22 protein-coding genes are annotated in these 25673 nt (G+C 59.6%); 5 read left to right on the top strand and 17 right to left on the bottom strand.

Annotation, left to right across the window (positions count from 1 at the left end; translation table 11 throughout):
- Window positions 1–136: 136 nt before the first annotated feature.
- Window positions 137–352, bottom strand: coding sequence for a hypothetical protein (locus tag ACSQ9D_RS31035; protein ID WP_436285619.1), 216 nt, complete (start codon window positions 350–352; stop codon window positions 137–139).
- Window positions 353–615: 263 nt separating this feature from the next.
- Window positions 616–891, bottom strand: coding sequence for a hypothetical protein (locus tag ACSQ9D_RS31040; RefSeq protein ID WP_436285620.1), 276 nt, complete (start codon window positions 889–891; stop codon window positions 616–618).
- A 743-nt stretch (window positions 892–1634) separates the two neighbouring features.
- On the opposite strand from ACSQ9D_RS31040, the gene ACSQ9D_RS31045 reads away from it, so the two are divergent.
- The 3 genes from ACSQ9D_RS31045 to ACSQ9D_RS31055 all read left to right on the top strand — a co-directional run bounded on the left by ACSQ9D_RS31045 (window position 1635) and on the right by ACSQ9D_RS31055 (window position 3759).
- A complete protein-coding gene (locus ACSQ9D_RS31045; protein WP_436285621.1) occupies window positions 1635–2405 on the top strand; it encodes a hypothetical protein in 771 nt (256 codons plus the stop codon).
- 214 nt (window positions 2406–2619) lie between these two features.
- A complete protein-coding gene (locus tag ACSQ9D_RS31050) occupies window positions 2620–3210 on the top strand; it encodes an ankyrin repeat domain-containing protein (RefSeq protein ID WP_436285622.1) in 591 nt (196 codons plus the stop codon).
- 111 nt (window positions 3211–3321) lie between these two features.
- Entirely contained in the window at window positions 3322–3759 is a 438-nt protein-coding gene (locus ACSQ9D_RS31055) for a YHS domain-containing (seleno)protein (RefSeq protein ID WP_436285960.1), read from the top strand.
- 3 nt (window positions 3760–3762) lie between these two features.
- Here the strand turns inward: ACSQ9D_RS31055 and ACSQ9D_RS31060 are convergent, their stop codons facing one another.
- On the bottom strand, window positions 3763–5973 hold the full coding sequence (locus ACSQ9D_RS31060) for an adenylate/guanylate cyclase domain-containing protein (RefSeq protein ID WP_436285623.1): 2211 nt from the start codon (window positions 5971–5973) through the stop codon (window positions 3763–3765).
- Window positions 5974–6209: 236 nt separating this feature from the next.
- Here ACSQ9D_RS31060 and ACSQ9D_RS31065 point away from each other — a divergent pair, with 236 nt between their 5' ends.
- Window positions 6210–6446 carry a hypothetical protein gene (locus ACSQ9D_RS31065; RefSeq protein ID WP_436285624.1) on the top strand — a complete coding sequence of 79 codons (237 nt, stop codon included), beginning with the start codon at window positions 6210–6212 and terminating at the stop codon, window positions 6444–6446.
- 442 nt (window positions 6447–6888) lie between these two features.
- On the opposite strand, the gene ACSQ9D_RS31070 is transcribed toward ACSQ9D_RS31065, so the two are convergent.
- The 12 genes from ACSQ9D_RS31070 to ACSQ9D_RS31125 form a co-directional block, all read right to left on the bottom strand.
- Entirely contained in the window at window positions 6889–7428 is a 540-nt protein-coding gene (locus tag ACSQ9D_RS31070) for a DUF1643 domain-containing protein (protein ID WP_436285625.1), read from the bottom strand.
- Window positions 7429–7447: 19 nt separating this feature from the next.
- On the bottom strand, window positions 7448–7765 hold the full coding sequence (locus tag ACSQ9D_RS31075) for a hypothetical protein (protein ID WP_436285626.1): 318 nt from the start codon (window positions 7763–7765) through the stop codon (window positions 7448–7450).
- 508 nt (window positions 7766–8273) lie between these two features.
- Window positions 8274–8459: a hypothetical protein gene (locus ACSQ9D_RS31080; protein WP_436285627.1), complete on the bottom strand. Its 186-nt coding sequence runs from the start codon at window positions 8457–8459 to the stop codon at window positions 8274–8276.
- Window positions 8456–8623, bottom strand: a complete 168-nt coding sequence (locus ACSQ9D_RS31085) for a hypothetical protein (RefSeq protein ID WP_436285628.1) — start codon at window positions 8621–8623, stop codon at window positions 8456–8458. Before ACSQ9D_RS31085 ends, ACSQ9D_RS31080 begins: the two co-directional genes overlap by 4 nt.
- A 163-nt stretch (window positions 8624–8786) precedes the next feature.
- Entirely contained in the window at window positions 8787–10034 is a 1248-nt protein-coding gene (locus ACSQ9D_RS31090) for an oxalate decarboxylase family bicupin (protein WP_436285629.1), read from the bottom strand.
- 33 nt (window positions 10035–10067) lie between these two features.
- Entirely contained in the window at window positions 10068–13178 is a 3111-nt protein-coding gene (locus ACSQ9D_RS31095) for an efflux RND transporter permease subunit (protein ID WP_436285630.1), read from the bottom strand.
- Window positions 13179–13182: 4 nt separating this feature from the next.
- Entirely contained in the window at window positions 13183–14367 is a 1185-nt protein-coding gene (locus ACSQ9D_RS31100; protein ID WP_436285631.1) for an efflux RND transporter periplasmic adaptor subunit, read from the bottom strand.
- Between the two features lie 48 nt (window positions 14368–14415).
- Window positions 14416–14613 carry a hypothetical protein gene (locus ACSQ9D_RS31105; protein WP_436285632.1) on the bottom strand — a complete coding sequence of 66 codons (198 nt, stop codon included), beginning with the start codon at window positions 14611–14613 and terminating at the stop codon, window positions 14416–14418.
- 235 nt (window positions 14614–14848) lie between these two features.
- A complete protein-coding gene (locus ACSQ9D_RS31110; RefSeq protein WP_436285633.1) occupies window positions 14849–15505 on the bottom strand; it encodes a response regulator transcription factor in 657 nt (218 codons plus the stop codon).
- Window positions 15498–17078: a sensor histidine kinase gene (locus ACSQ9D_RS31115; protein ID WP_436285634.1), complete on the bottom strand. Its 1581-nt coding sequence runs from the start codon at window positions 17076–17078 to the stop codon at window positions 15498–15500. The genes ACSQ9D_RS31110 and ACSQ9D_RS31115 overlap by 8 nt, the downstream gene beginning before the upstream one ends.
- Window positions 17079–17313: 235 nt before the next feature.
- Window positions 17314–18147 (bottom strand): formate/nitrite transporter family protein, encoded by an 834-nt coding sequence (locus tag ACSQ9D_RS31120; protein WP_436285635.1) that lies wholly within the window; start codon window positions 18145–18147, stop codon window positions 17314–17316.
- Window positions 18148–18370: 223 nt separating this feature from the next.
- Window positions 18371–20665, bottom strand: coding sequence for an FdhF/YdeP family oxidoreductase (locus tag ACSQ9D_RS31125; protein WP_436285636.1), 2295 nt, complete (start codon window positions 20663–20665; stop codon window positions 18371–18373).
- Between the two features lie 315 nt (window positions 20666–20980).
- On the opposite strand from ACSQ9D_RS31125, the gene ACSQ9D_RS31130 reads away from it, so the two are divergent.
- Complete coding sequence (locus ACSQ9D_RS31130) at window positions 20981–24334, top strand: AAA family ATPase (RefSeq protein ID WP_436285637.1); 3354 nt, start codon at window positions 20981–20983, stop codon at window positions 24332–24334.
- Between the two features lie 308 nt (window positions 24335–24642).
- Here the strand turns inward: ACSQ9D_RS31130 and ACSQ9D_RS31135 are convergent, their stop codons facing one another.
- The gene (locus ACSQ9D_RS31135) at window positions 24643–24984 is read right to left on the bottom strand and encodes a hypothetical protein (RefSeq protein ID WP_436285638.1); all 342 of its coding nucleotides are present in this window, start codon (window positions 24982–24984) and stop codon (window positions 24643–24645) included.
- Between the two features lie 237 nt (window positions 24985–25221).
- A complete protein-coding gene (locus ACSQ9D_RS31140; RefSeq protein ID WP_436285639.1) occupies window positions 25222–25581 on the bottom strand; it encodes a hypothetical protein in 360 nt (119 codons plus the stop codon).
- Between the last annotated feature and the right edge of the window lie 92 nt (window positions 25582–25673).

Consider the following 25673-nt stretch of genomic DNA (forward strand, 5'->3'; position numbering starts at 1 on the left):
GGCCTCACCCCGTTCGCAGAGATCATTAATGCTCGGTGTGATCGGTCCTGATCCCACCGCTGACCAACGACTTGCGTCGTTGCCTCGACGCTCAGACGTCACATCGCAGCAAACCGCTTCGTTGATGTTTAGGTCTTTAGTCGTTGATCGGATTCGCGCGGGATGGTGTCTCGATCGCCGTATTCGCCTCTTGTTGAAGGCGCATCGCCCTCAGCCGAGCGGTCTTCTCATTCCTGGCTGTCACGACCTGGTCGATTTTCGGGCTCTCCCGCGTGCGGGTGAGAAATTGTGTCTGCGTCAATCCGAATGCCGCTTCCGCGCGTTCGCGGCTTTTGCTCATGCGTTCATTCATAGATGGCTTCCTCGTTTTATGGGGCTCATTTTCATGGCTGTTTTGGTACTGGCAACTGGCTTAACTACACTTCGCTCAGGCAAGGCTGACCTACATTCAACGTTAGAGGCTGTGTCCGTGACGCAGCGATGAAGTGCGTGCTTCCGGCAGAGCTGCTATTTTGAAAACCGCCTACTTCAGGACGATCGATCTTTTCCGTGTTATGGCTCTGTTGGGAAAAGATCCCTCTATCGTGAAACGCGTGCTGTCGGAGATCGCCGGGGTTAGCGCGGTCGATCATTGGCACTTGCATCCTTCGCCTGGGCCGCTTCAAGTTCCTGTGGCGACACTCGCAGGCGCTGCCTGGTGCCAACGCGTGTTGCAATCGCGGGTATCTCAAGTTGGGTGTTGGTTCTCCTGAAGGCGGAGAACGATAGGCCTTCGATCTCTTCCTCATCGATAATCAGCCGATACGTTCCCGCTTCAAGGGGAACCATTAACGAACTGAGAGCGAAGGGATGGGCGAAAGTTATTTCAGTTTCTGTCGTACGTTCCATCATGGGTGACTCCAGCAAGGGGCCTTTATGCTGTCCGGCAGCCACGGCACCAACCGAGGCTGATGCGTGTAGGCCAATTTCAAAATAGCTGCTCCTACCAGAGGACTCCCTTGAGCGTGACATAAACAATGAACGCCACACTGATTGCCGGTGTCGATTTGATCAGAAGGTCCACATAGCGAAACCGCGCGGCGGCTCGCATCAGATTATTCTTTGAGTAGATACTGGTGGAGGCGGAAGACATCCTGTCCTCCTTTGTTGGGGCTGGAACGCTGTTGGCGTCCGCACCCGGCAGCGCCCGTTTCAGATGCTGCCGATGCCACAGATATGGGGAGTCTGCCTGTGAATTGCAACGTGCTAAATATTGCGACTTCATCCACCCCGCGCCGATGAGCCTATTCCGGTTTGAATTCGCTGGCGGGACGCCCGGTTGAGCGCTTCAATTGGCTTCACGTTGAAAAAGAGTTTGAAGAGCTTTGATCGCCGAACGGCCTATGATGTAAGCACCGCATGAGTATGAATCATTTAAACGCGAGGCCGAATTGTCACCGAAAGCCGCCCATGAGACGCACCAACTCGGTATAGTGGCGCGAACGCTCGACGAACGTCTGGATGCAACTGGACCGCATTGTTCGGTACGCCCGACTGAAGGGCATTGGCGCATCTTTTTGAATGACGCGCCCATGGAAGGAACGTTTGAGACATCTCGAAAGGCGTTGGCGGCCGCCCGTCATTACAAGGCGGATATGCAACAGAGAATTGTCGACGAATTCTTCAAGACAACAGGGCTCTCTGCCGATCAGTGGTCGCTGAATGCCCATGCGCTGGTCAACAGGGTCGATCCGGCAGAGTTTGTTGTCTTCTATCGTCGGAGCTATATGGCCCACATCGGCTGCCATGCACTACCTTCACGCAAGACGATGCAGGAAGCGATCAAGCTCATCAATACGACGTTCCACCTTCCCGGTCCCATGCTTTTCGCGCTGGAGCAGGTCTATGGCGAGCAAGGCAAGCGCTTCGGTCCGGGAGCCGTCAACTGGTCGCTGTTCAACATCTTGCAAGAGAAGGGCTTTATCAGCTTCGACGAACGCGAGGAAGACAGGCACGTCCATTTGACGGCGGCCGGACGAGCCGCCCTCACTCGTGATCCTCGCGGACTTTCACTTGAGCTCCGGGAAATTATCTTTGCGGGGGCGTTGCCCGAAGAGCGGGAGTTGCGGTCTGTGTGGAACAACCTCATCGGATCCGGCATCTCAGGGCAAGTGAATGCGCAAGGACTTCGCGCAGCCTTTGCCAACGGCTACGAACTTCGTGTGGAAGATGGCTCTGATGAAGGCAAGGACATCATTCTTCGCGGTAGCGGTACGGAGCCGGACGGGTCGCCGATCACCGATCTTATGGTTGCGTCCTTTCCAAGTCAGTGGGAACCATTCAAGGTTGCCTCGAAAGGTTTGGCAGAGGCGATCGTGCGGCAGCAGTCGATGCTGAAACGGCCGCCTTCCACACCGGGACAGTAGGCTGATCTTCTTTGTGCTGTAGGCTGCCTGCGGGTAGGCCAGTCATCTTGGCATGTTGAGTATCTAGATACTTCGACCTCCTTCGGTGCGTTGCGCAATAGCCTAAGCATCCTGGCCCGCGCTCCCACCTCGTCTTGATTAAGCGCGTGTATTCGTGATAGCTTAAATACTCTTTTGCGCCGATGAGGGCCGTCCTTACGCGCCGGGGCATGCAATGAGGTTTGTCAGCACAGCCTGTCTGGGATTTTTTTTCGGCATCTCGTTCGCGTGGGCGGGGACGCTCCATGACGCGGCCAAAGATGGAGATGCTGAGCGCGCAAAGCAAGCGATAGCCCAGCGTGCAGACATTGGCGAACCAAATGAAGCCGGCGAGCCGCCGTTGATCATCGCCGCTCTTAGTGGCCACAAAGATGTCGTCGTGCTTCTGCTCGAAAAAGGCGGCGACGTAAATATTCGAAATAAAGGCGGATTAACCGCGTTGCATGCCGCAGCCTATGGTGGCCATCTCGATATCGTCGAGATCCTGGTGTCGAAGGGTGCGCCCATCAATGACGAAAAGAACTTCTACCACATGTCGCCGCTGCACGCTGCGGCTGAAGAAGGTCACGCAGATGTCGTCGCCTTCTTACTCGCAAGCAAGGCCGACATCGAAGCGAAGGAACGCAACGGCTATACGCCGCTGACGCAAGCCGGTTGGCGCTCCCACTGGGATGTGGCCGGGTTGTTGTTGAAAGCGGGCGCCGTGTGTCAGCAAGCCGACCTGGTGGGCGACTGGCTTTACGCCGAATGCACCAAACGGAAATAGGGCTGCCTGCTGCCACACAAGAAAGGAAAGATCATGTCTTATCGACGGAACGCAGGGTTTGCCTTCATCATCGCCGGCGTCGCGATCGCATTCGCCATTGCTCCTCAAGTGATGGCCGACGATACTGTGAATACGGGATATTTCGGAGACGTCGCAATCAAGGGTTATGATCCGGTGGCGTACTTCACCGATAACAGGGCAATCGAGGGATCGCCGGCCTACGCGCATCGGTGGTTGGGTGCAGAGTGGCATTTCGCAAGTGCCAAGAATCGCGATCTCTTTATCGCCGATCCGGGCAAGTATGCCCCTCAGTATGGCGGCTATTGCGCAGACGGCGTCTCGTTCGGCACGGTCACGACCAACATCGATCCCCAGGCGTGGCGGATAATCGACGGGAAGCTCTATCTCAGTTACGACCCAGGCGCTGCCGATGGTTTCGAGAAAAAGCCGACCAAGGTTGTTGATTCACAGAAGCACTGGTCGGAGGTTCAAAGCACGCTGATCTCCGATAAAATGAGAAAAGATTGGCAACACATGCCGGCCGATTGATAATCACGGTGCGGGTGAGAAGAATTTCAGCGCCTGCGGGGTGACGTGGACATACTGCGAGTCAGCGTGTCCTGCGTCCCGGTTTCTGTAGATGCTCCCGCAGACCATGCGATCCAGAAAGTATCCGCTAAATCTCTCGCAAAGCTTGTTTCCCTGCACCTCGACCGTTCCGGTAATGTTCGTATTCGCGCTCCGATACGCCGTATTACCCGCCTTGTCGAAGAACTGGACAAAGGCCGTTCCGTTCTTGTGCTTTCCGAGCCAGGTCTTATCGCTGATGAGGGCACGCAGCGCCTCGCCGTCGACCTGATCTGCCTGCTCGCCCACGAATCCGAAGGGCCACTCTGGAAGTCCTGCCGATCGCAGCCCTGCGAGGTGATGCGTCAGGTCGTCCTCGCGCCAATAGTCGTAAAGATAGCTGTAGTACGTCAGATTGCTTTCGGGGAACTGCGCCAGAAGCCTAGCTTTTGCCTGACCAGCGCGAACTCGATCTCCCTCAAGGCTATAGGCGGCCGTAAGGTATTCCTGTCCCGCCTCCGCGTTAGGCAGTGCGTTGCTCGCGGCCTCGATCAGCGGGATTGCGCGACTATTGTCGCGCGCGGTGTAGAACACAATGCCTGCCAGCAACCGAAAGCTCGCAGATGGTGACGGATCGAGCCGCAAAGCCCTTTCAATTTCGGCGACGGCCTCATCGTGGTTTCCCGTATGGGCAAGAATCAACGCCAGGTTACCTGCGGCCTCCGCGCTATTTGGTTGCGCCTCGACGGCCCGATCTGCGGACTCGCGCGCTTCCACTTGCCTTCCGTCGACAAGTTGAAGAAGCGCAAGAACGGTGTGAGCGCGCGCATTGTCGGGGTCCAGCTTGAGCGCTTGCCCAGCCGCGTCATAAGCGATTTTGCGTGCAACCGCTGCCGACCATAGAAAATTGTAGTCGTTTCGCCAGACATCGACCGCCACGCGCGCGATCCCCGCATGCGCATCAGCAAAATTGGGATCGAGACCGATCGCCTTCTGGTAGTACGACAGCGTCCGACGATAGGTGTCCACGTCGCCGTAAATTAATCCTTCGTGTTCTGCTCTCATATAATAGTCATAGGCTTCAAGATTATCGCTAGGGATCCGCTCGATCTGACTGCGCTCCCCCTCGCTGAGTTGCACCTCAAGTGCGGATATGATCTTGCCGGTCACGTCGTCCTGAACCGCGAAGAGATCGGCAAACTGACGGTCATAGCGCTCGGCCCACATGGAAAGCCCGGTCAGCGCGTCGATGAGTTTCACATTGATGCGCAACCTAGACCCGGCCCGCTGCAGCGTGCCTTCGAGCACATAGTGCACCCCCAATTCAGCCGCCACGTCTTGTATTTTGGCTGCGCCGCTTTTGATCGCGAATACAGAGTGTCTGGCAATGACAAAGAGACCTGATACCTTGGACAGTTCGGTAATCAGGTCGTCCGTCAAGCCTTCTGCTAGGTGATCCTGTTCCGAATCGCCGCTGACATTTATAAACGGCAAGACTGCCACCGACGGTTTTTCGGGAAGGGGATAGGCGAAGCGTTCGACGACTTTCGGCGCCTTGTCGAAATCCCATAGCTGCCACCGATAGACCGCAGCGCCGGAGAAGATCAGTAAAACGACAGCTATGGCGGTGAGGCTGCGCGGCGAAAGTCTTAACCGACGGGATTGTGAGCGAACAACACTCGGATCGCACACAACCCGATATACGCGTATGGGTTCCGCGATGCTCCGCACCTTCTGCTTCCCGAGCGAGGCATAGCCGACGTTCACTTTCGATTTTACCTGATCATACGTCGTACCGGAGATTGCAATGCCGCCCGGCTCTGCCAGCTTCTGCATACGATCGGCGATATTGACCCCATCCCCGTGGATGTCTTCGTCTTCGACAATAACGTCACCAAGATTGACCCCGATACGGAACTCAAGCCGGCTCGCTGCATCAACGGAGGCATTCCGCAATGCCTTCTCGCGCTGTATTTCCGTAGCGCACTGCAGCGCGTTGACTACACTATGAAATTCAACGAGAAGCCCGTCACCCATCGTCTTGACCAAACGGCCGTGATGCTCAGCGATCTTGGGGAGAATGACCTCGTTCAGATCCGCTTGAAAGGAATGGCGAGTTGCTTCTTCGTCGACCTGGCTTAGACGGCTGTATCCAGCGACGTCAGCGATCAGAATTGCAGCAAGACGACGCTCCATATCGCTCCTCGCGGCACCGCGATGATTAACCGACACCATACAGCAGGTTAAGGGGGGAAGCCATGACGCTTCAAGATATCCCTCCTTTGGCGGTGGTCGTGGCCCTATAATTCCTAGGCATTCATCCGCTTGGTGCGCGGGCTACGCCGTTGTAGTTGGGGAGACGGGACCAATGTCCGACTGGCCACGTTGACGCCGCAGTCGTAGTTTCTAGATTTCTCTGGACGGAGGCATCTATGACCAAACAACAGGATTCTGAATTCAGAGTGATGTCGGAAGCAGTCCAGGCCTGGTACCGCTTCTACGAAGCGCCACCTGACGATAGAGCTTCCCGCGTCCTCCGCATCGCGGCGATCGACTTGTACTACGACGGATACAAGACAGCGGAAGACATCGCGTTCGTTCTCATCGGAACATATGTCGGCATCTGTTCGACGAAGATAAACGCCCCGACTTCGGCATCGGTACACTAGCAGTCCCACCGGTAGGCTATCTGCACCCTCTACAGTAGCTCGTCGCGCTGAAGACGAGTTGGCGGCGTACAGGGTTTCGACGGACGCTACTAAGCCTGGAACAGGGGAGAGATAAGGGCAATCCCTTCGGAGAAGGCTGCGACTCTTCATTATCAGGGCAGCGCACAGCCGCTGCGCTTCCGGCGCGCAACGCTGCCCGACATGCGGTGACAAGGGAACTTCGTGCGGCCCGAAGCTCCACCGGAAGATCTGGTTCATTCTCCAAGACCTCAAGCGCCGCGCCGGCTTGCTTGCCTCCTTCGGATATCGCCTTGGTACCCCACGCCGAGATCTCGAAGCTGCAGTCCGATAAAAGTCGACTGCGCAGAGGCGGACCAGTCCTGCTGCTTCGCCGCGCCTTTGGCGGATGTTTCGGAGGCGCTGGATTCGGCTTCTGATGCCATCACGCAACCGGTAGCGCATCGCGAAACATTATGGGCTGCTGGTCGCGCGCAATGCGATGCCGGCCACGTGACATCGGGTGCTTGGGCGAGCCGTCCCTGTTCTTGCCGAGGCAGATCAGGCTGACGGCGTGAAGGCGGGCGCGCGCAATGAACCATTCGTCGCGGCCGAGGTGGTTGCCGCCATTGCCCCACGCGACGAGGAACGGCGTGCCCTGATGGCAGGTAAAGGCGAATGCGGCATCAATGAATTCGCTATTCTTCGGGCCGACGCACGCGGTCTGCGCCATCATCTCGCTAGGATGGGCGGCGCGGAAGGCATTGAGGTTGACGACGCTCAGACCGCCATAGCCCCAGAGCTTCGCGAAATAAATCAGTTCGCGCAGCGTCGGATCGTCCGTCTCGTCGTCGGCGGTGGACGGATTGAGCATGCAGGCGACCAGGAGGCGCTTTCGAGCATCCCAGATGCGGCACAGCTCGTAGCGGTAGCACCTGCAGTCGGAGATGACGGCGCTCTTCTGTACAGAAGGATCGGTCTGCATCAGCATATCCCCATCGTCATCAGGATATAGAACTCGTCGAGTTCCGTCGTAGGTTCGCTTTGCTGGCGATCTGTATCGCGCCATGCGCCAGTGGCTGCAGGTCACCGGAGGTGAGCATGCCGACGCGGAAGGTGCCGAACCACGGTACGCGGCCCACCTGGCCGCATGCATGGCGCTGGGTCATGTCGCCGAAACCTAGGAAGTCGGCATTCCCTTCGTGCGCCTGCATCTGCCGCGCTACGGTCTCGACGTTCGCAGCACGCCGCCCGCAAGGGCATTCGCCCGCAGGACGCACTTTCACAACGATGTTGATATCGTCACTCCGACCAAGGTGCATAGTTTCGCTGCCTAGTAGGGAACTCGCGTACACTTGGTAGGAAGCCGGCGGGAGACCGCTAGGCCAGCCCCATCGTGAAAATACAATCTGGGTCGCCTCTGGCGATCGGAGCCATCAATACAAGTGGCCTTTTGAGAACATCGAAATTGCCGTTGGTCGAGAACGCTCGTTAAGTTGCCATGCCCTATCTCGCGGTCCTGAGCGAACGAAAAAATCTCGCGGAAAGCACTGGGCTGCACATTCGGAGCCGCCGTCAGCCCCGCGGCAGCCTCCCCAAAAGGAACCTATTGCCGGCGCGGTTCCCGCAGCAGGGACACTTCAACCTCTGGGCGATATTGTCCAAAGGGCATACGTTTCCCAACAGCCCGCCCGGTTCCCGCCGATCGATTGGCGCACTATTCAGGCATGAGGGCAGACATATCCGGCAGCGATGCGAGTGTCTCGCGCTCCAGATTGACGGCATGGTTGGCAGCTGACGCCAGATCGATGCTCCGTCGGTGGCGCATGTCTATCTCCGTTCGAGCATAGGTTTCCAGCCGCGTGTCATGCCACGGCTCATGGCGCTTTCAGTCAATGCAAGCTGCTGACGCAGATGGCGGATGTCCTCTAGCAGCGTAGCGATCGTCGCATTCACGTCATCGTCGTGCCACGCCAGCGCGGCCTGTACTTCAAAATCGACGTCTTCCTTTGTCATTGCAAATCCAGACTTAGTTGCTGGCCCTTCAGTGCGGGCAAGGGGCGGCCGATCTCGATCTTTCCGAAAACGCGCTTGCGGCGTTCGGCGTCGCGTTCCCGCTCCGCTCGGCTGGCGGCGACCACTGCTAAAGCGTTCGCAATGACTTGCTCGGTGTGGGTCATGAGAACCTCCGTCGTTTGTTCCTATTTTGTTCTCATTGATGGGAAAGTCAAGACCCGCCGCCCAACCGCTCCACCGTGAGACGCACGCCGTTCACGGTGCTGGCTTCTCCGAAGTTCCCTGATACGGATATCGCGGCGCCTGCCGGCGCCACAACAGTCGAATTCAGCGAGGCATGATTCCCGGCTGATCGGCAGGGAACTTGGCAATGTCGGCAGGGCTGACATTTAGGTGTTGCGCGACAAGTGCTGCCGGTGTGTGCGTGAGCCAGGACGAAAGGCCCACTTCCTGATATTCCGCCACCTTGAAGACGGCGACGAACTGCAGATCCGTCTTTCCGGTGTTCTCGATGATGTGGCCCTGGCTTCTTTTCACGTATCCGATGTCGCCTGGCCGGAAGTCTGCGGTCTGGCTGCGCGGGCCGGCATCGAACACCGTCATGCGGCCTTCGCCCTTGATCCAGTACTGCCATTCGTCGGCATTCGGATGCCAATGCATTTCGCGCACAGCTCCAGGCCTGATGGTCTCGATTGCGGCGGCAATGGTCTTGGAGACCTTGAAGCTACTGCTGTCGGCAAGCTGGATCGTGCCGGATGCGTTCTGCTTCAGTGGTGCCGATGCCGTCAGCTTGTAGGTAAAGGGATAGGGAGGCAGGCCGGCCCCGGCGACGGCCTCCTGATCGGCCGACAGCTGACCGGGCTCCTTGCCCTGGAAGATCCAGAGATCCTGCAACGGGATGTTCTGGAAGGTATCCTGCGGGACGCCGAAATTCTTGGCCAGCAGCTCCGGCGAGGTATGGGCCAGCCAGTCGGTCAGAAGCAGCGTGCCATATTCGGACTGATCGCCTTCGTCGAAGACGATGACAAATTCGCAGCCATCAGGTCCGAGCCCCTGCAGCGAATGCGGAAATCCCGCTGGAAAATACCAGAGATCGCCAGCTTCGACATCCTGCACATAGGCACGTCCCTGGGGATCGAGAACCGTGACGCGGCACCGCCCGTTCGTCATGATCGCCCACTCGGCTGCGCGATGCCAGTGCATCTCGCGAATGCCACCGGGACCGAGGCGCATGTTGACGCCGGAGACAGCCTCCGAGATTGCAAAGTCCGCCTTGGTGACCTGACGCGCCCACCCACCATTCTGGATGCGCTTGGCAGCATTGTTAAACGATCCCCAGAATAGCTGCATGTCGCCCACATCGGTTGCCGGCGGGCTTTGGAACGACGGGAACTGCTCATTGATCGCGGGGTTTTTCGGGCCGGGATCCGAGAGGCCGGCCGGATTGGCATTGATGGCGCCTTCGGCTGGCTGATCGGGATTGCCAAAGCTGGCTGCGTGGGCAGCACCTGCCGCGAGCGCCGTGCCTCCCATTGCTCCAAGGGCAAGGACTGTGCGTCTTGATAGCGGTTCCATGGCTGTAGCTCCTTTGAGTTGGATGGGAATGGGCTATTCTGCCCGAGCCCGTGTGCCAGCAATCTCAGTTTGTTTTCGGCCGACGAACTCACTCAGCTTCTCGAGGTAGAGGTAAACGACGGGGGTGGTGTAGAGCGTCATGACCTGGCTGATCAGCAGGCCACCAACCATTGCGTAGCCGAGCGGCTGGCGAAGCTCCGAGCCGGTGCCGTGGCCGATCATCAGCGGCACACCGGCAAGAAGGGCCGCACACGTCGTCATGATGATCGGGCGGAAGCGCAGGAGACAGGCCTGCCGGATCGCGTCCTCCGCCGACAGTCCCCCTTCGCGCTGGGCGGCAATGGCGAAGTCGACGATCATGATGCCGTTCTTCTTCACGATGCCGATCAGCAGAATGACGCCGATCAGGGCGATGACGGTAAAATCAAAGCCGAACAGCCAAAGCATCGCCAGCGCGCCGAGCCCGGCCGAGGGAAGGGTGGACAGGATGGTCAGCGGATGGACATAGCTCTCGTAGAGCACGCCGAGGATCAGATAGATCACAGCGATCGCGGCAAGCACCAGCAAGGGTTCGCTCGCCAGTGAGCTCTGATAGGCCTGGGCATTGCCCTGGAAGCTGCCGATCAGGGTTGCCGGCGTCCCCATATCCGTTTCGGCCTGGCCGATGGCCGCCACCGCCTGGCTGAGCGCCACGCCCTTGGCGAGATTGAAGGAAAGCGTGACGGACGGGAACTGGCTCTGGTGATTGACGGCAAGAATCGCGGTCGGTTCGGTCGTCTGCTTGACCAGCTGATTGAGCGGCACCTGCTCCCCGGTCAGGGGCGACTTGATGTAGACGCCGTTAATCGCCAGCGGCGAATTCTGGAACTTCGGAGCAAGTTCAAGCACGACATGGTAGCTGTTCAGGTCCGTGAAATACTGCGTGACCTGGCGCTGGCCGAAAGCGTCGTAGAGCGTGTTGTCGATCGTCTGCGGCGCGATCCCGAAGCGCGATGCCTGGTCGCGGTCGATCGTGAGCGTCACGGTCGCTCCGCCATTCTGCTGGTCCGTCGCAACGTCGGTGAGCTCAGGCAAGGTCTTGAACTTGGCAAGCAGCCTGTTTGCCCAGTCGTCCAGTTCCTGCGCGTCGCCGTCCTGCAGCGTGTACTGGAACTGCGTGGCTGAGCTCCGTCCGCCAACATTAATGTCCTGGGACGGCTGCAGGAAGAGCCGAGCGCCCTGCATCTGCGCCAGCTTCGGCCGCAGCCTGTTGATGATCTCGCTGGCCGAGGCGTCGCGTTCCTCTCTGGGCTTCAGCGTAATAAACATGCGACCGGTGTTGACCGTCTGGCCCGAGCCACCACCGACCCCCATGCCGATAGACGCCACGCCGGGATCGCTGGCGACGATATTGCCGGCTTCGACCTGGAGGCGGGCCATTTCGGCAAACGAAATGTCCTGCGAAGCCTCGAGGAGGCCTGTAATCAGACCGGTATCCTGGATCGGGAAAAAGCCCTTGGGAATGTTGACGAAGAGGAATCCGGTGACCGCCAGCGAGCCTAGGAAGGCAATCATCGTCAGGCGGTGGTGGCGCAGCGCCACGTCCAGCGTGCTACGATAACCGGCAAGAAGGAGGTCGAACGCATTCTCGAATGCGCCATAGAGTTTCCCATGGTCTGAGGCCTCGTCAGGCTTCAGGAACCGGGCGGCCATCATCGGCGTGATGGTCAGGGAAACGAGCGCGGAGATACCGATTGTCATCGTCACGGTGATGGCGAACTCGCGGAACAGCTTGCCGACGATTCCGCCCATTAGAAGCAGCGGAATGAAGACCGCGACCAGCGAGATACTGATCGAAATGATGGTGAAGCCGATTTCGCGCGCACCATCGATTGCCGCCTGCCTGGGCGTCTTGCCCATCTCCATATGGCGATGAATGTTTTCGACCATGACGATCGCATCGTCGACGACGAAGCCGACGGCAATGCTCAGCCCCATCAGAGACAGGTTATCGAGGCTGAAGCCGGCGACATACATCAGAGCAAGGGTTGCCAGCAGCGCCAGCGGCACTGTGACGCTGGGAATGACCGTTGCCCACAGGTTGCGCAGGAAGATGAAGATAACCATCACGACGAGCGCGATTGTGATGATCAGCGTGGTTTCAACGTCGAATACTGAGGCACGGATCGTCACCGTCCGGTCAGAGAGGATGGACAGGTGAATGGCCGCAGGCGCGATCGCCTGAAGCTGCGGCAGCGTCGCCTTGATCTGATCGACCGTATCTATGACATTGGCGCCCGGCAGCTTGAAGATCGGCAGCAGGATCGCGGGTTTGCCATTCGCCCAGGCGGCGAGCTGGGTGTTCTCCGGTCCGTCGATTGCCTGACCGATATCGCTGATGCGCACCGGCGCGCCGTCCCGATAGGCGATGATCGCGTCGTTCCATGGCAAAGCGTTCAGCAACTGATCGTTATCGTAGATCGTGTAGGTGCGCTGGGCTCCCTGCACGCTGCCTTTCGGTGCGTTCGTTGTGAGGCCGGTAACGGCGGTCCTGATGTCTTCGAGCGACAACCCCATATTTGCGATCTTTTGCGGGTCAATCTGAAGGCGCACGGCGGGCTTTTGCTGGCCGAGGATCAGGACTTGCGAAACGCCGCTGAGCTGGCTGATGTGCTGGGCCAGAACGCTCTCGGCATAATCGTCGACCTGGGTGAGCGGCAGCGTATCCGATGTCAGTGCCAGTACCATAACGGGCGGGTCGGCGGGATTGACCTTGCGATAGGTCGGCGGCGACGGCAGTCCCGTGGGCAGCTGCCCGCCGGCGGCGTTGATCGCCGTCTGGACGTCCTGGGCGGCGCTGTCGACATTGCGCGACAGATCGAACTGGAGGGTAATGGAGCTGTTGCCGAGCGTGCTCGTCGACGTCATCTGGGTGACGCCTGGAATCTGGCCGAACTGTCGCTCCAGAGGCTGCGTGACGGACGAGGCCATCGTCTCCGGATCGGCGCCCGGAAACTGCGTGGATACCTGGATCGTCGGGAAGTCAACCTGCGGCAAAGGTGCAACAGGAAGGAGAGGATAGGCGACGACACCGATCGCAAAGAGCGCGGCCATCAGCAGAGAGGTGGCGATTGGTCTTTGAATGAACCAAGAGGAGATGGACATCGTCCTACTCCTTCTGCGTCGCGCTGGATGAAGACTGCTGCACGGAGACATGCGTGCCCGCATCGAGCCGATACTGACCGGCAGTTACAACCTGCTCGTTGCCGGTCAGCCCACTTGTGATGACAGCGCGGCCGTTTTCGGTCGAGCCGGGCGTAACCTTGCGAAATGAAGCGTTGCCGTTGCCGTCGACAACGTACACGAAGAAACCATCCGCGCCGCGCTGCAGTGCCGACGACGGGATTGTGATCGCCTGATGAAGTGTCTTCTGCTTGACTTGCAGCAACACGAACTGTCCTGGCCACAGCGCATCGTCCCCGTTCTCAAAAGTGGACTTGATGCGGATGGTGCCGCTGTTCTGGTCGATCACGTTGTCGATCAGGGAAAGCATGCCGGTCGCGAGCGTCCTGGATCGGTCCATCGACAGCGCGATAACCTCCACCGGACCCGACTTCATAGCATCCCGCACGGCGCTCAGATCATCTTCCCGAAGCGTCGCCACCACCGAGATCGGTTGCGTCTGCGTGATCGTCACGATCGGGGTGGTGTCTGTGGTGTGAACCTGATTTCCCATGTCGACCCGACGGATACCGGTACGTCCATCAATCGGCGACCGGATCTCGGTATAGGATAGCGAGACATCCGCAGCCTCGTTGGCCGCCTGGTCTTCGGCAAGCTGGGCCGTGACGCTTGCGACCTGGCTTTGCTGTTGCTCAACGGTCTCCTGCGTCACGATCTGCTGCTGGGAGAGCTTTTCGTCCTTGGCAAGCAGATACTGCGCATTGGCAAGATCAGCCTGGTCCTGTTTGATCTTCGCAGCAGCCTGATCGGCGGCCGCCTGATAGGGACGAGGATCAATGATGGCGAGAAGGTCACCCTTCTTGACCGCCTGTCCTTCCGTGAACTGGACGCTCTGAAGCTCGCCATCGACACGGGGCGTGATGTTGACCGTATAGTTTGCCTGTACGGTGCCGAGACCATCAAGGTAGACTGGCACCTCTTGCACTGACGGCAGGGCGACCTGCACTGGTACTGCCGGAACGACTGCAGTGGGCGCCGCGGCAGTCGGCCCGCTCCCGGCAACCCAGAACGACGCTGCCGATACGCCCGCAACCACGAGGACGACGGTGGCGACCGCCAAGGCGGGTCGCCGATGCTTTCGAGGTTCGGCAGTCGTGCGCATAGTCGTCATTTCCGGGCTCCGGACGAGGAAGATTGAACGTCGTGCGTGAAGGGTGCGTCAGCGAGGCCGATCGCGGTAGGTCGCGCGCCGGCCGGCGTCATTGCGAATGCGAACGGGCAGATACTGAGGTTGCATCCAGAGACCGCCGACAGCGCACGCCGCATCGATCGTGTGCTTAAGTCGGATCGAAACTGAATTGCTGATACCGTCCAATATTTGGACGAGGACGGTTGGCTTCGTTGGGAACCTGGACATCGTGTCCTCCTGTCGTGAATGTGACGACCAGAGGCTACGACCGGAAGGGCGTGCGCACATCTATACGCAGGTCTAGTCGGGTCTCGCGAAAGGTATGTGCTGGCCGGCCAGCGCCGAGATATCGAGCCATCTCCTGAACGCTCGGCCCGGCCTAATAGACCCGGAAGGCGCAAGCTCTTCTGTGCGAGGGTAGCTGATTGCAGGCCGCTAAATCAGACGAGGGCGGCAGGCGGCTCTAAGATACAGGTGGTCGTGCGCCATCGCCCAGCACTTCGGCCTTTCTCACAAGCTCGGCCACCGAGCGAACTTCCATTTTCCGCATCACATTGCCGCGGTGCAGTTTCACCGTGACCTCGCTGATGCCGAGCTCATAGGCGATCTGCTTGTTCATCAGCCCCCTGACCACCGCCTCCATGACTTCGCGCTCACGCGGTGTCAGGCTTTCCGCCAGCAAGGCGACGGCTTGGCTCTGCGCATTCTGGCGCCGGCGCACTGCATCGCGCTCGATCGCCGTCGCCACCGCGTCGAGAATCTCCTGATCCTTGAAGGGCTTGGTCAGAAAGTCGACGGCGCCGGCTTTCATTGCCCGCACGCTCATCGGTATGTCCCCGAACCCGGTCATGAAGACAATCGGCATCTGGCTGCCGATGCGCTCCAGTTGTGTCTGGAAATCCAGGCCGCTGACACCGGGCAAGCGCACATCGAGGAGAATGCAGCCAGGGCGATTGACGTTTGCCGTCTCCATGAAGGCCGTCGCGCTCTCGAATGCCTGCACGTCGAACTTCATCGAGCAGAACAGGTCCGTGAGCGCTTCTCGCATCGAGAGGTCGTCATCGACGATGAAGACCACGGACCCGAGCTCTTCCTTTTGTGACTTGCGCCCGTCAGGCATGTTCCACCTCCGGCTTTATCAGCAGGCGCATCTCGAAGATCGCGCCACCTTCGGGATGATTGGTTCCATCGAGCCTTCCACCACGGGCCTCCAGCGTACTGCGGCAAATAGACAGGCCCATGCCCATGCCGGTCGCCTTCGTCGTGAAGAACGGGGCAAACAGCTTGTTCTTCGCATCTTCGGTGATCCCGGGCCCGGAGTCACGCACGGCAATACTCACATGCTCGATATCCGGCCGCTCCGTCGCGATCCCAATGATCCGCTCCGGGCTGCCGGCCTCATCCATTGCCTGAATGGCGTTGGTCATGAGGTTGATCAGCACCTGCTGCAACTCGATCTTCACGGCCGAGACAGGCGGAATGTCAGGCATCCGGTCGACAAGCACGGTCGTGCTACTCCGCTGCAGCTCGTGCTCCATCAGGGCCATCGTCTCGTCGATCAGCCTGTCCAGGCTGACGTTCTCAAGCTTGTTGCGCGAAGGCGAAAGCAGGCCGCGCGTATTGTGGATGATCTTGCTCGCCCGCTGGCTGTCGCGGATCATTCTTTCGGCCGAACGGCGCACGGCGGCGAGATCCGGCGGATCGCGATCAAGCCACCGCAGCAGCGTTTGCGAATTGACGACGATCGCGCCGAGCGGCTGGTTGAGCTCGTGTGCAAGCGATGCCGACATCGCGCCGACCGTTGCGGCCTTCGATGCCATTGTCAGCTCCGCCTGCGCTTCGGCCAAGGCCTTCAGAGCCATTTCGCGTTGGGTGATGTCGACCATGCTGACGACAACCCGGTGGAAGGCGGCCGGGTCTTCGGGAAAGCTGATGCTGAGCAGCACGAGCTTGTCCTCACCATTCTCCGCCCGTACCTCTACCTTGTCTTCGAAGACCCTTTCGCCATCCATGATCGCCTGCAGCACGTCAAGGAATCTCTCTTGCCCGGGGATGATGGAGCGCCGCAGGGCGCCGCCCGCGGAGGACTGAGGTCCCAGCAGCTCGCGTGCCGCTTCGTTCGCCGCGACCACTTCGATGAGACCGACGCAGTGATCGATGATGGCCGGATTGGCGCGCGCATACGCCTTGATGTCGGTCACGCCCTGCGCCCTGAGATCCATCAGATAGCTGCGCAGCTTCGAATAGTCTCGCTCCCACAGCGCAACGCGGGTGCGATCGAAAATCGACCGGTATCGGGCCTCGCTCTCCTTCAGCGCGGAATTGATCGAAAGCAGCGCGAGGCGGGCACTCTCGGTCTTCAGGAGCAGCATGGTCGTGACGAACAGCGCAGCAAGAGCGACGATCAGGCGAATTGTCTCCTGAAGGTCTGCATCGTCGCCGTGCGTCATGGCGTAGGAAAGAAGCGCGAGGGCGGCACAAACGGCTGCGATGACAAGCAGGCCGGTGCGCGTGGTTGCTTGGGCGGCAAGCAGCATGGTGACGACATAGAGAACCGCGATGGCGCCCTCGATGTCCGTATAGGTATCAACGTAAAAGACCGCGGCCGCAAGCGCGACGGCAATCAGGCCGAAGGCCAGGTTATGGCCCCCTTGAGCATCGTGAGTGCGAAGAATTGTTGACGCTATAGACATTATTGCCCCAGCCTATGTTGCCGAGACCATATCTTCTTCCTGGCCCAGTCTAACCTATACATAGGTGTGGTCCCGCAAGGCAGGAGCGATGATATCGTTCAAGGCGAGTCCTCGTCTTGTAGGATCGCATTGCGATTTAGCGTCGACGTCGAGTGCCGACGTTTTGCGGACGTCGTAGCGTTGGCGCCTGTCGATCAAGCGCTTTCGATGTTGAGCAGGTCGGCCCATGGCAGCCTCACTTCTGGTTCCGGTTGGCGGAGAGCGTTGCCCGGACAGTCACGGGAGTGGGCACAAAGGAAACGTGCCCGCTGGAGTGGAACTGCACCCAATAACCCAATGCCATGAAAACCGAGCCGCCGATCAGATTGCCAAGGGTGACCCAAAGCAAATTGTGGATCGCACCGGCAAGGGTGATGTTTGCGGGATGATCGCCCATGAGCGCCATGGAGAAGGTGAACATGTTGGCGACGGAGTGCTCGTAACCGGCGGCGACAAAGATAGTGATCGGCCAGAAGATCAGCATGATCTTGGCAGCCGCATTATCGGTGCGAGCCGCCATCCAGATCGCCAGGCAGACCAGCCAGTTGCATAGGACACCGCGGGCGAAGAGCTCGCGGGAACTCGCCGACATCTTGGCCGAGACGATCGAAAAGAAAGTTTGGCTTCCATCGCCGAGAAGCACGCCGCCGCCTGCCATGTGGAACAGGCCGGCGAGGATCGCTGCGCCGATCAGGTTGCCAATCCACGCACTGCACCAGACGAGCAGCGTGTCCGAAAAGCGCGCGCGCCGCGTCAACACGGCAAGTGGCATATACATCGCCGTTCCGGTGAAGAGCTCGGAGCCAGCGAACACGACGATCGTCAGCGCTGACGAGAAGACCACGCCCATGAGGAGATGCGACCAGGCGGGGTCGGCATGCGCGCCGGCGGTGAACATGAGGACGTCGCCGAAACCGATATAGGCACCAGCCATCGCCGCGCCGACGAGGAAGGCGAAGAACTGGGTGCGAACAACAAGTGCCTTGTGTTCCCCGGACTCGGCAAAGTTGGTGATGGAATCCTGGTACATGATGAGATCCTCGCAGCTTGCCCGGATCAAACCGAGCGCTTCGGTGGCTGATGCCAGAAGGCTAGTCGCCCGCTCAGCTGCGCTGAATCATACCTAGGTGTAGTTGGATGAGCCAATGGTGCAGGCCTTGGCAAGCGGGACGACTGCAGGCGCAAGAAAGCGGCGCGCCGGCAACACTCTCCGGCATCGGCGATACCGGGAGAGTGATCTCAAACACGCGCGGTCAGCCGTTGCTGGCAGCCACCATCACGGGCACGCCCTTGTAGGACGGCGTTCCCGAGATGCGGTCGTAGTGGCGCAGAGACACGACGGCATTCATCTCCGGGTAGTAGCCGGCAACCGAACCCTTCGGGATATTGTATTCGACCGCCGTGAAACCCCGCACGAGATGCGTTCCCTCGCCAGCCCCGACGAGCCCGCGAATGTCGATCCGGTCGCCATCCTTGAGGCCGCGCCCTGCCAGGTCGTCCCTGTTCATGAAGATCACGTCGCGCCGTCCGAAGACACCGCGATAGCGATCGTCGAGGCCGTAGACTGTCGTATTGTACTGGTCGTGGCTGCGGATCGTGGTCAGGACCAAAGCGTCCGGGTTCTTGATCAATGGATCCTCGTCCAGGCCAGGGGCGACAAGGAAATTCGCCTTGCCGTTTTGCGTATTCCACCGACGGAAGGAGGCAGCGACGTCGAGCCGGAATCCGCCGCGCACGCGCACACGCTTGTTGAACGCGTGGAAGTCGGGAAAGACCACTTCGATCTTCTCCCGGATCCGGTCATAGTCTGCAATCAGCTCGTCCCAGTTGATGCCGTAGCGATCGCCCAGCGTCGCCTTGGCAATGTTGGCAATGATGGCCGGTTCGGACTTCAAACTCTCGCTCGGTGGCTTCAGGAAACCGCGAGAGGCATGAACCATCGACATCGAGTCTTCCACGGTTACGGCCTGCGGGCCTGACGCTTGCGTGTCCAGATCGGTACGGCCGAGGCACGGCAGGACCAGTGATATCTTTGCCGTCAGGAGATGCGACCGGTTCAACTTGGTGGCGATATGGACGGCAAGGTCGAGTTTGCGCATGCCCTCCCACGTGGCCTTAGGATCGGACATGGCGACGGCGAGATTGCCGCCAAGGCAGATGAGCGCCTTGGATTCACCGGCGATGATGGCCTCCACTGCCTCGATCGCATTGTGGCCCTTGTCCCCGGACGGACGAAAACCGAATGCTCGCTCCATTCCGTCGAGGAGTGCTTTGTTGGGGATTTCGGTGATCCCGACCGTCCGATCACCCTGAACGTTCGAATGACCACGGATCGGAGCAATACCAGCGCCTTGCCGGCCGATATTACCACGGAGCATCAGCAAATTGGCGATCTGCTGTACGTTGTCCGTGCCGTTGGCGTGCTGGGTGATTCCCATGCCGTAGCAGACGATCACATTCTTCGCCTTCACATAGACATCGGCGGCACTGTCGATTGCGTCTTTGGTAAGGCCGCTGACTGCGACGATCTGGTCCCAGCTCGCGGCTTCGACGTCCGCGCGCACGGCGTCGAGGCCCGCTGTATGCTCTTCAATGAAGGCGCGGTCGAGCACGCCGGGACCACCGGCAGCGATATTGGCGGCGTCCCGCTCGAACACCGCCTTCATCATGCCCTTGAGTGCCGCGAGGTCGCCGCCGGTGCGCAACTGGTGATAGGCCGAGGCGATCGGTGTCGACGACAACGTTACCATCTCGACGGGATCCTGCGGCGCGGCAAAGCGCTCGAGCGCGCGCTCCTTCAGCGGATTGAAGACGACGATCGGCACGCCGCGGCGCGACGCATTGTGCAGCGTCGTCATCATGCGCGGATGGTTGGTGCCGGGATTGTGACCGAAGCTGAAAATCGCGTCGGCGTAGTCGAAATCCTCCAGCGTAACGGTGCCCTTGCCGACGCCGATCGACTTCGGAAGCCCGACACTGGTCGCCTCGTGACACATGTTGGAACAATCGGGAAAGTTGTTTGTGCCGTAGGCGCGGACGAAGAGCTGATAGAGGAAGGCCGCTTCGTTGGAAGCGCGGCCGGATGTATAGAATTCGGCCTCGTTGGGATCGTCGAGCTTGTTCAGTTCGTCACCGATCAGCTTGAAGGCAGCGTCCCACTCGATCGGCTCGTAGCGATCGGTTTTGCTGTTGTAGCGCAACGGCATTGTCAGCCGCCCCGCATCTTCCAGCTCATGGTCCGTCCAGTTCCAAAGGTCGGACACGGTGTTGCTTTCGAAGAGCTCCGGCCCTGAGCGTTTGGCCGTGGATTCCCAGGTGATCGCCTTGGCGCCGTTTTCGCAGAACTCGAATGAGGAGGTGTGTTTGGGGTCGGGCCATGCGCAACCGGGGCAATCGAACCCCTCCGGCTGGTTGGCTTTAAGTAGCGTCATGGTGCCCTGCGCAACGACCCGCTGATGGGCCAGCGTCTTGGCGACCGCCTTGAGCGCGCCCCAGCCGCCCGCCGGCTGGTCGTACTGTTCGATACCCTCTGGACGCTGATCCGTCATGTCGAAACTCCTTCGATCCTGTGCGGCGACCTGGATGCCGCAGACGATTGGCATATCAGTCTAGAGAGGCTAGCAACCGGCGCGGGTCTTGCACACTATACAGAGGCATAGGGCGTTGCAGTCCGTTCACCCGGTACGCACATGCGAAAATCGCATTCCACGGCTATCTAGCACTCGATATCGCTCACGACTGTTTTAATGACGAGAGCAATGTCTGCGGATGGCGTCGGCGCTGTTCACTCCCATCGGATCCAATGCCGCGTTTAACGGGGGCGCGATAGCCATGGTATACTTGCCTACGGCGAGGTAGTGGTTATGTCGGACATTGCCTCTTGGCTTTCCCGCCTCGGACTAGCCAAGTATACAGAGGCGTTCACCGCCAACGAAGTCGATTTCGATGCGCTTCGCCATCTCAGTGACGAAGACTTGAAGGAGTTGGGTTTACCCGTCGGCCCGCGTCGCAAGATTCTGGCGGCGATCGCCACACTGGTCCACGACACGTCGCCGACGAGCTTCCCGCCCTCTCCAGCACTTGCGCCTGCGGCCCGCGAGGCCGAGCGTCGGCAGTTGACCGTGGTGTTCGTCGACCTCGTGGGCTCGACCGCGCTGTCACAGCAGCTCGACCCCGAGGAAATGCGCGACGTTTTCCGCTCCTACCAAAGTGCGGCGTCGACGGAAATTACTCGATACGAGGGTTATGTTGCCAAGCTCATGGGCGATGGCGTGCTTGCCTATTTCGGTTGGCCAATCGCGCACGAGGACGACGCAGAACGGGCGGTGCGGGCCAGCCTGGCGGCAGCGACGGCGACCGCGAGCCTGACTACCCCACTGGGCAAACCCCTTGCGGCCCGCATTGGCATTGCTACTGGTCTGGTCGTGGTCGGCGACTTGATTGGTGAAGGATCGGCTCAGGAAGAGGCTGTCGTTGGGGAAACGCCCAATCTCGCTGCACGCTTGCAAACCCTGGCCGAGCCGAGCACCGTCGTCATAGGTGACGGTACACATCGGCTGGTCGCCGGGTTGTTTGAGATGATCGACCTCGGTTTTCAGCAGCTCAAGGGCTTCGCCGCTCCTGTTCCAGCCTGGCGCATCACCGGCGAGGCCGATGTCGAGGGACGCTTCGATGCGCTGCACGCCATCGCGACGCCGCTGGTGGGGCGATCCGAGGAACTCGAACTTCTGCTTCAACGCTGGGAGCAGGCTTGCACAGGTAATGGCCAGGCGGTGATGCTGTCGGGGGAGCCTGGGATTGGCAAGTCCCGCCTGACGGCCGCGTTGGAAGAGCGACTGAGCACCGAGCCGCATGCACGGTTGCGCTACTTCTGTTCCCCCTACCACGTGAACAGCGCACTCTACCCAGTGATCAAGCAGCTTGCGCGCGCTGCTCGACTTGGAAGGAGCGACAGCACGAGCGCCAAGCTCGACAAGATCGCGACATTGATACTCCAGTCGACCCCGGACATAGGCGAAGCAGGCCCGCTTTTGGCAACACTGTTGTCAATCGACACCACCGGCCGCTATGCGCCGCTGACGCTGACACCGCAAGCGCAGAAAACCCGTACGCTCAACGTTCTCATCCAACAGCTCGAAGGGATCACGGCGCGCCGCCCCGTGGTGATGGTCGTCGAGGATGCGCACTGGATCGACCCGACCACCGCCGAATGGCTCGACATGCTCATCGCACGCTTGCACGACCTACGGATGCTTCTGATCGCCACCTTTCGCCCCGAATACCGACCGCCCTGGCTGGGATTGTCTCATGTGACGGCCCTCGCGCTTAGCCCCCTCGAACACGATCAGGGAGCAGCAATCGTAGACCGGGTTGCCGGCGGCAGGACCCTGCCTTTGGACGTCAAGAACCAGATTTTGGCCAGGACGGAGGGCGTGCCATTGTTCGTCGAGGAGCTGACCAAAACAGTCCTTGAGTCCGGCCTCCTTGTGGACGCCGGCGATCACTATCAATTGAAAGGTGCATTGTCATCGCTGGCGATTCCGTCGACCCTGCAGGATTCACTGATGGCTCGTCTCGACCGACTTTCTTCGGTTAAGAACATGGCGCAGATTGGCGCCTGCATCGGTCGCGTCTTTCACCATCGGCTGCTGGCGGCAGTCGCCGGATGCGATGCCGCCAGGCTCAGGGATGATCTTCACAATCTCGAAAAATCCGAGCTGGTCCTGCGGAATGGCGTCGCCCCCGAGGCCACCTACGCCTTCAAGCACGCACTGGTGCAGGATGCCGCCTATCAGTGCCTGCTCAAGAGCCGACGGCATCAAATCCACGCGAAGATCGCGTCGACGCTGCAGCGGCAGTTTCCAGAAGTCGCCGAGACGGAGCCCGAGACGCTCGCGCACCACTACACGGCCGCCGACCTTCCCGATCAGGCTGGAGAGTACTGGCTGAAGGCAGGACAGCAGGCGCTGACACGATCGGCGAACATCGAAGCCTTGGGCCACCTCGGCAAGGGGTTGGAGGTGGTCGCGTCATTGCCCAGCACGGAGACCCGCTTGAAGCGTGAAGTCCATTTACAGAATGCCATGGGCGTGGCCGCAATGGCTGTCAAAGGCTGGGGCGCTCCGGATGTTCTGCACGCCTTCTCATCGGCACGCAAGCTTTGCGAGAGGCTGGACGACAGCAATGAGCTCTTTGTGGCGGTTCGGGGCGAAGCCTCATACCAACTGATATCCGGTCATCTGCGCGAGGCAGATGATCTCGGTCGCCAATGTTTGCAGATCGCCCAGTCCGCGAACGATTTGGACCTCCTCCTCGAGGCGCATCATCAGTTGTGGGCGAGCAAATTCTTCCTCGGGGATTATCCGGCGGCCGAGAAGCACGCAAGCTGGGGAATGGCGACCTACGACCCGGACCGGGATCATCGCCTGACCTATATCTATACGGGTCACGACCCTGGTGTCTGTTGCAGGAACTACTCTGCGCAGATGCTCTGGATTCGGGGTTCCCCCGACCAGGCTCTGGAGCGCGGACGAGAGGCGCTGGCGCTGTCCAAGCGGGTATCCCATTCCGTCAGTATGGCCACCGCGCTGAATGACCTAGCGAATGTCTATCTCGCACGCCGCGAACCCGAAGCAGCTCTCGAGCTGGCGCAGCAGCAGCTTGAGACATCCACCAAGTTCGACTTGCGGCTCATGGCGGGGAAGGCCCGGTTCAAGATTGGCTGGGCGCTCGCCCAGCTAGGGGAACTGGCGGGCAGTGTCCGGGAAATGCGCGATGCGCTCGAAGCCACAGCCGCGACCGGCGCAGAAGCGGGTATGCACTATGACCTTTGTATCCTCGCGCAGACGTACGGCGAGCTCGGCGATCCAAACGAGGGATTGACCATACTCGTGAAGGCGTTCGACCTCGCGGCTGAATCCGGCACGAAGCACATGGTGTCTGAGTTGCTGCGCACCAAGGGCGAACTCCTGTCGCGCCTGGACCCACACGACGGTGTTGCTGAGCAATGGTTTCAAAAGTCGCTAGGAATGGCTCGCGCTGATGGTACGAAATCCACGGAGTTGAGAGCAGCAACAAGCCTCGCCCGCTTCTACGTCGACCAAGGCCGGGGCAAAGAGGGTCGCCAGCTTCTCACCCCCATCTACGCCTGGTTCACCGAAGGCTTCGAGACGGGAGACCTTGTCGATGCCAGGGCGCTGCTTGACCGCATGCGGTAGGCGCAGTCGCCCGCCCGGATGGCAGGGACGTCGAGGCATACAACAAGGGCGCGGGCGGCGGGCAAATTTCGGTGAGTGCGTGCCACTGGCGCGGGGATCGGGATTCATCGCGGCAAAATTCTGGATTAAACTACGTCGCGAAACCATAAGCCCGGATTCCGCAACATGCGAATCCGCTGCTATCCTGATGTTCGCTCCAGCCGGTGGCTAATCCATATTCAAGACCAAGCCGCCAGCAATGTAGCTGGTGTCGGACCTGTTCCCGGCGATGGACACTATGATATCCTTTTGGATCTGCGTCAGTGCCATCATCGTGCATCGCTGGGTTCGGAGACCATTTTGCGTCCCATCGCATAAGCTCGCGCATCACCGCGTTCCATGAGAGCGTTGGCGACAACGCGCGCCTTCTGCGGCAGATCGTCCAACTTGTCGATATCTATGTTGTCGAACACCCACAGCCCATATCGCTCAGTCGCCATCCTGACGAATTCCGCGAGGCGATCCCTTTCGACCCGATGCTTGGAGCGAAATTCTGCGGCAACACTCACGATCTCATCTCGACGTGCTCTTGGCACCAGGACTTCAACCCTCACGAGATCGGCAGCTCCTCCGGTCTCCCTGTATCTTTTGATGCGCTCTTTGACGGACATGGACCGTTGCTCCTGTGTACGGGCAATATGGGCGTATCCGGGATACTGGTCAAGGTTCTGTATTTATTCGATTATATGCGAATTCTTGTGGCAGATTCCCTTGAGCCTAAAACAACGTGAGGCGATGAGAGATTGTCGGCGATATCCACGTCAGTTGGCGCAAGAAAAATGACCGAGTAGCTGCCGTCAGTCGGCAGGGATGGCCCAAAGCTTAGCGCTCCGGGCCATTCGACATCTTCAGCGAATGAAGAACGTGATGCTGCCGTCGGCGGCCTGCTGGGCGTTCACAACGTCATCGACCTTGATGTCTTTGGCCGCGAGCTTTTTGACAAGCGGCTTGTTTTCCCTGATGGAAGCCTGGATGTTCTTCACGCCGTCTTCGGAGCGCGGAATAGCCGTATCTTGTGCATACGGCTGATCCTTCTGATTCTGGTAATCGTTCAGATACTTGACGTCGAAGACGTTGTTAAAGGTCGTCAGGGTCTTTTCGATTTGTGGACCATCGTTCATGGTGACGCTGTCTTCGGCGTAGCTTGCGCTGGCGAAAGCGAACGAAGAGATGATGGCGGCCATGGCAAGGTTCGTAACGCGGTTCATTATCTTTTCCTCACGGGCTGTTCGCTACTTCATCGAGCAGCGGTTGTTTTCAAATCGAGGGTGTCTACCCCGGTCGGCAACCTCATCGGAGG

This window comes from Rhizobium sp. LjRoot258 (genome assembly GCF_964254185.1).
GTDB lineage: Bacteria > Pseudomonadota > Alphaproteobacteria > Rhizobiales > Rhizobiaceae > Rhizobium.

Excerpts from the sequence above, each read along its gene's own strand:
- ACSQ9D_RS31095 (WP_436285630.1), bottom strand. The coding sequence starts at position 13,178 with ATGTCCATCTCCTCTTGGTTCATTCAAAGACCAATCGCCACCTCTCTG.
- ACSQ9D_RS31065 (WP_436285624.1), top strand. The coding sequence starts at position 6,210 with ATGACCAAACAACAGGATTCTGAATTCAGAGTGATGTCGGAAGCAGTC.
- ACSQ9D_RS31060 (WP_436285623.1), bottom strand. The coding sequence starts at position 5,973 with ATGGAGCGTCGTCTTGCTGCAATTCTGATCGCTGACGTCGCTGGATAC.
- ACSQ9D_RS31120 (WP_436285635.1), bottom strand. The coding sequence starts at position 18,147 with ATGTACCAGGATTCCATCACCAACTTTGCCGAGTCCGGGGAACACAAG.
- ACSQ9D_RS31140 (WP_436285639.1), bottom strand. The coding sequence starts at position 25,581 with ATGAACCGCGTTACGAACCTTGCCATGGCCGCCATCATCTCTTCGTTC.
- ACSQ9D_RS31055 (WP_436285960.1), top strand. The coding sequence starts at position 3,322 with ATGGCCGACGATACTGTGAATACGGGATATTTCGGAGACGTCGCAATC.
- ACSQ9D_RS31075 (WP_436285626.1), bottom strand. The coding sequence starts at position 7,765 with ATGCACCTTGGTCGGAGTGACGATATCAACATCGTTGTGAAAGTGCGT.
- ACSQ9D_RS31110 (WP_436285633.1), bottom strand. The coding sequence starts at position 15,505 with ATGCCTGACGGGCGCAAGTCACAAAAGGAAGAGCTCGGGTCCGTGGTC.
- ACSQ9D_RS31115 (WP_436285634.1), bottom strand. The coding sequence starts at position 17,078 with ATGTCTATAGCGTCAACAATTCTTCGCACTCACGATGCTCAAGGGGGC.
- ACSQ9D_RS31085 (WP_436285628.1), bottom strand. The coding sequence starts at position 8,623 with ATGACCCACACCGAGCAAGTCATTGCGAACGCTTTAGCAGTGGTCGCC.
- ACSQ9D_RS31040 (WP_436285620.1), bottom strand. The coding sequence starts at position 891 with ATGATGGAACGTACGACAGAAACTGAAATAACTTTCGCCCATCCCTTC.
- ACSQ9D_RS31125 (WP_436285636.1), bottom strand. The coding sequence starts at position 20,665 with ATGACGGATCAGCGTCCAGAGGGTATCGAACAGTACGACCAGCCGGCG.
- ACSQ9D_RS31035 (WP_436285619.1), bottom strand. The coding sequence starts at position 352 with ATGAATGAACGCATGAGCAAAAGCCGCGAACGCGCGGAAGCGGCATTC.
- ACSQ9D_RS31135 (WP_436285638.1), bottom strand. The coding sequence starts at position 24,984 with ATGTCCGTCAAAGAGCGCATCAAAAGATACAGGGAGACCGGAGGAGCT.
- ACSQ9D_RS31045 (WP_436285621.1), top strand. The coding sequence starts at position 1,635 with ATGCAACAGAGAATTGTCGACGAATTCTTCAAGACAACAGGGCTCTCT.
- ACSQ9D_RS31070 (WP_436285625.1), bottom strand. The coding sequence starts at position 7,428 with ATGCAGACCGATCCTTCTGTACAGAAGAGCGCCGTCATCTCCGACTGC.
- ACSQ9D_RS31090 (WP_436285629.1), bottom strand. The coding sequence starts at position 10,034 with ATGGAACCGCTATCAAGACGCACAGTCCTTGCCCTTGGAGCAATGGGA.
- ACSQ9D_RS31130 (WP_436285637.1), top strand. The coding sequence starts at position 20,981 with ATGTCGGACATTGCCTCTTGGCTTTCCCGCCTCGGACTAGCCAAGTAT.
- ACSQ9D_RS31050 (WP_436285622.1), top strand. The coding sequence starts at position 2,620 with ATGAGGTTTGTCAGCACAGCCTGTCTGGGATTTTTTTTCGGCATCTCG.
- ACSQ9D_RS31080 (WP_436285627.1), bottom strand. The coding sequence starts at position 8,459 with ATGACAAAGGAAGACGTCGATTTTGAAGTACAGGCCGCGCTGGCGTGG.
- ACSQ9D_RS31100 (WP_436285631.1), bottom strand. The coding sequence starts at position 14,367 with ATGACGACTATGCGCACGACTGCCGAACCTCGAAAGCATCGGCGACCC.
- ACSQ9D_RS31105 (WP_436285632.1), bottom strand. The coding sequence starts at position 14,613 with ATGTCCAGGTTCCCAACGAAGCCAACCGTCCTCGTCCAAATATTGGAC.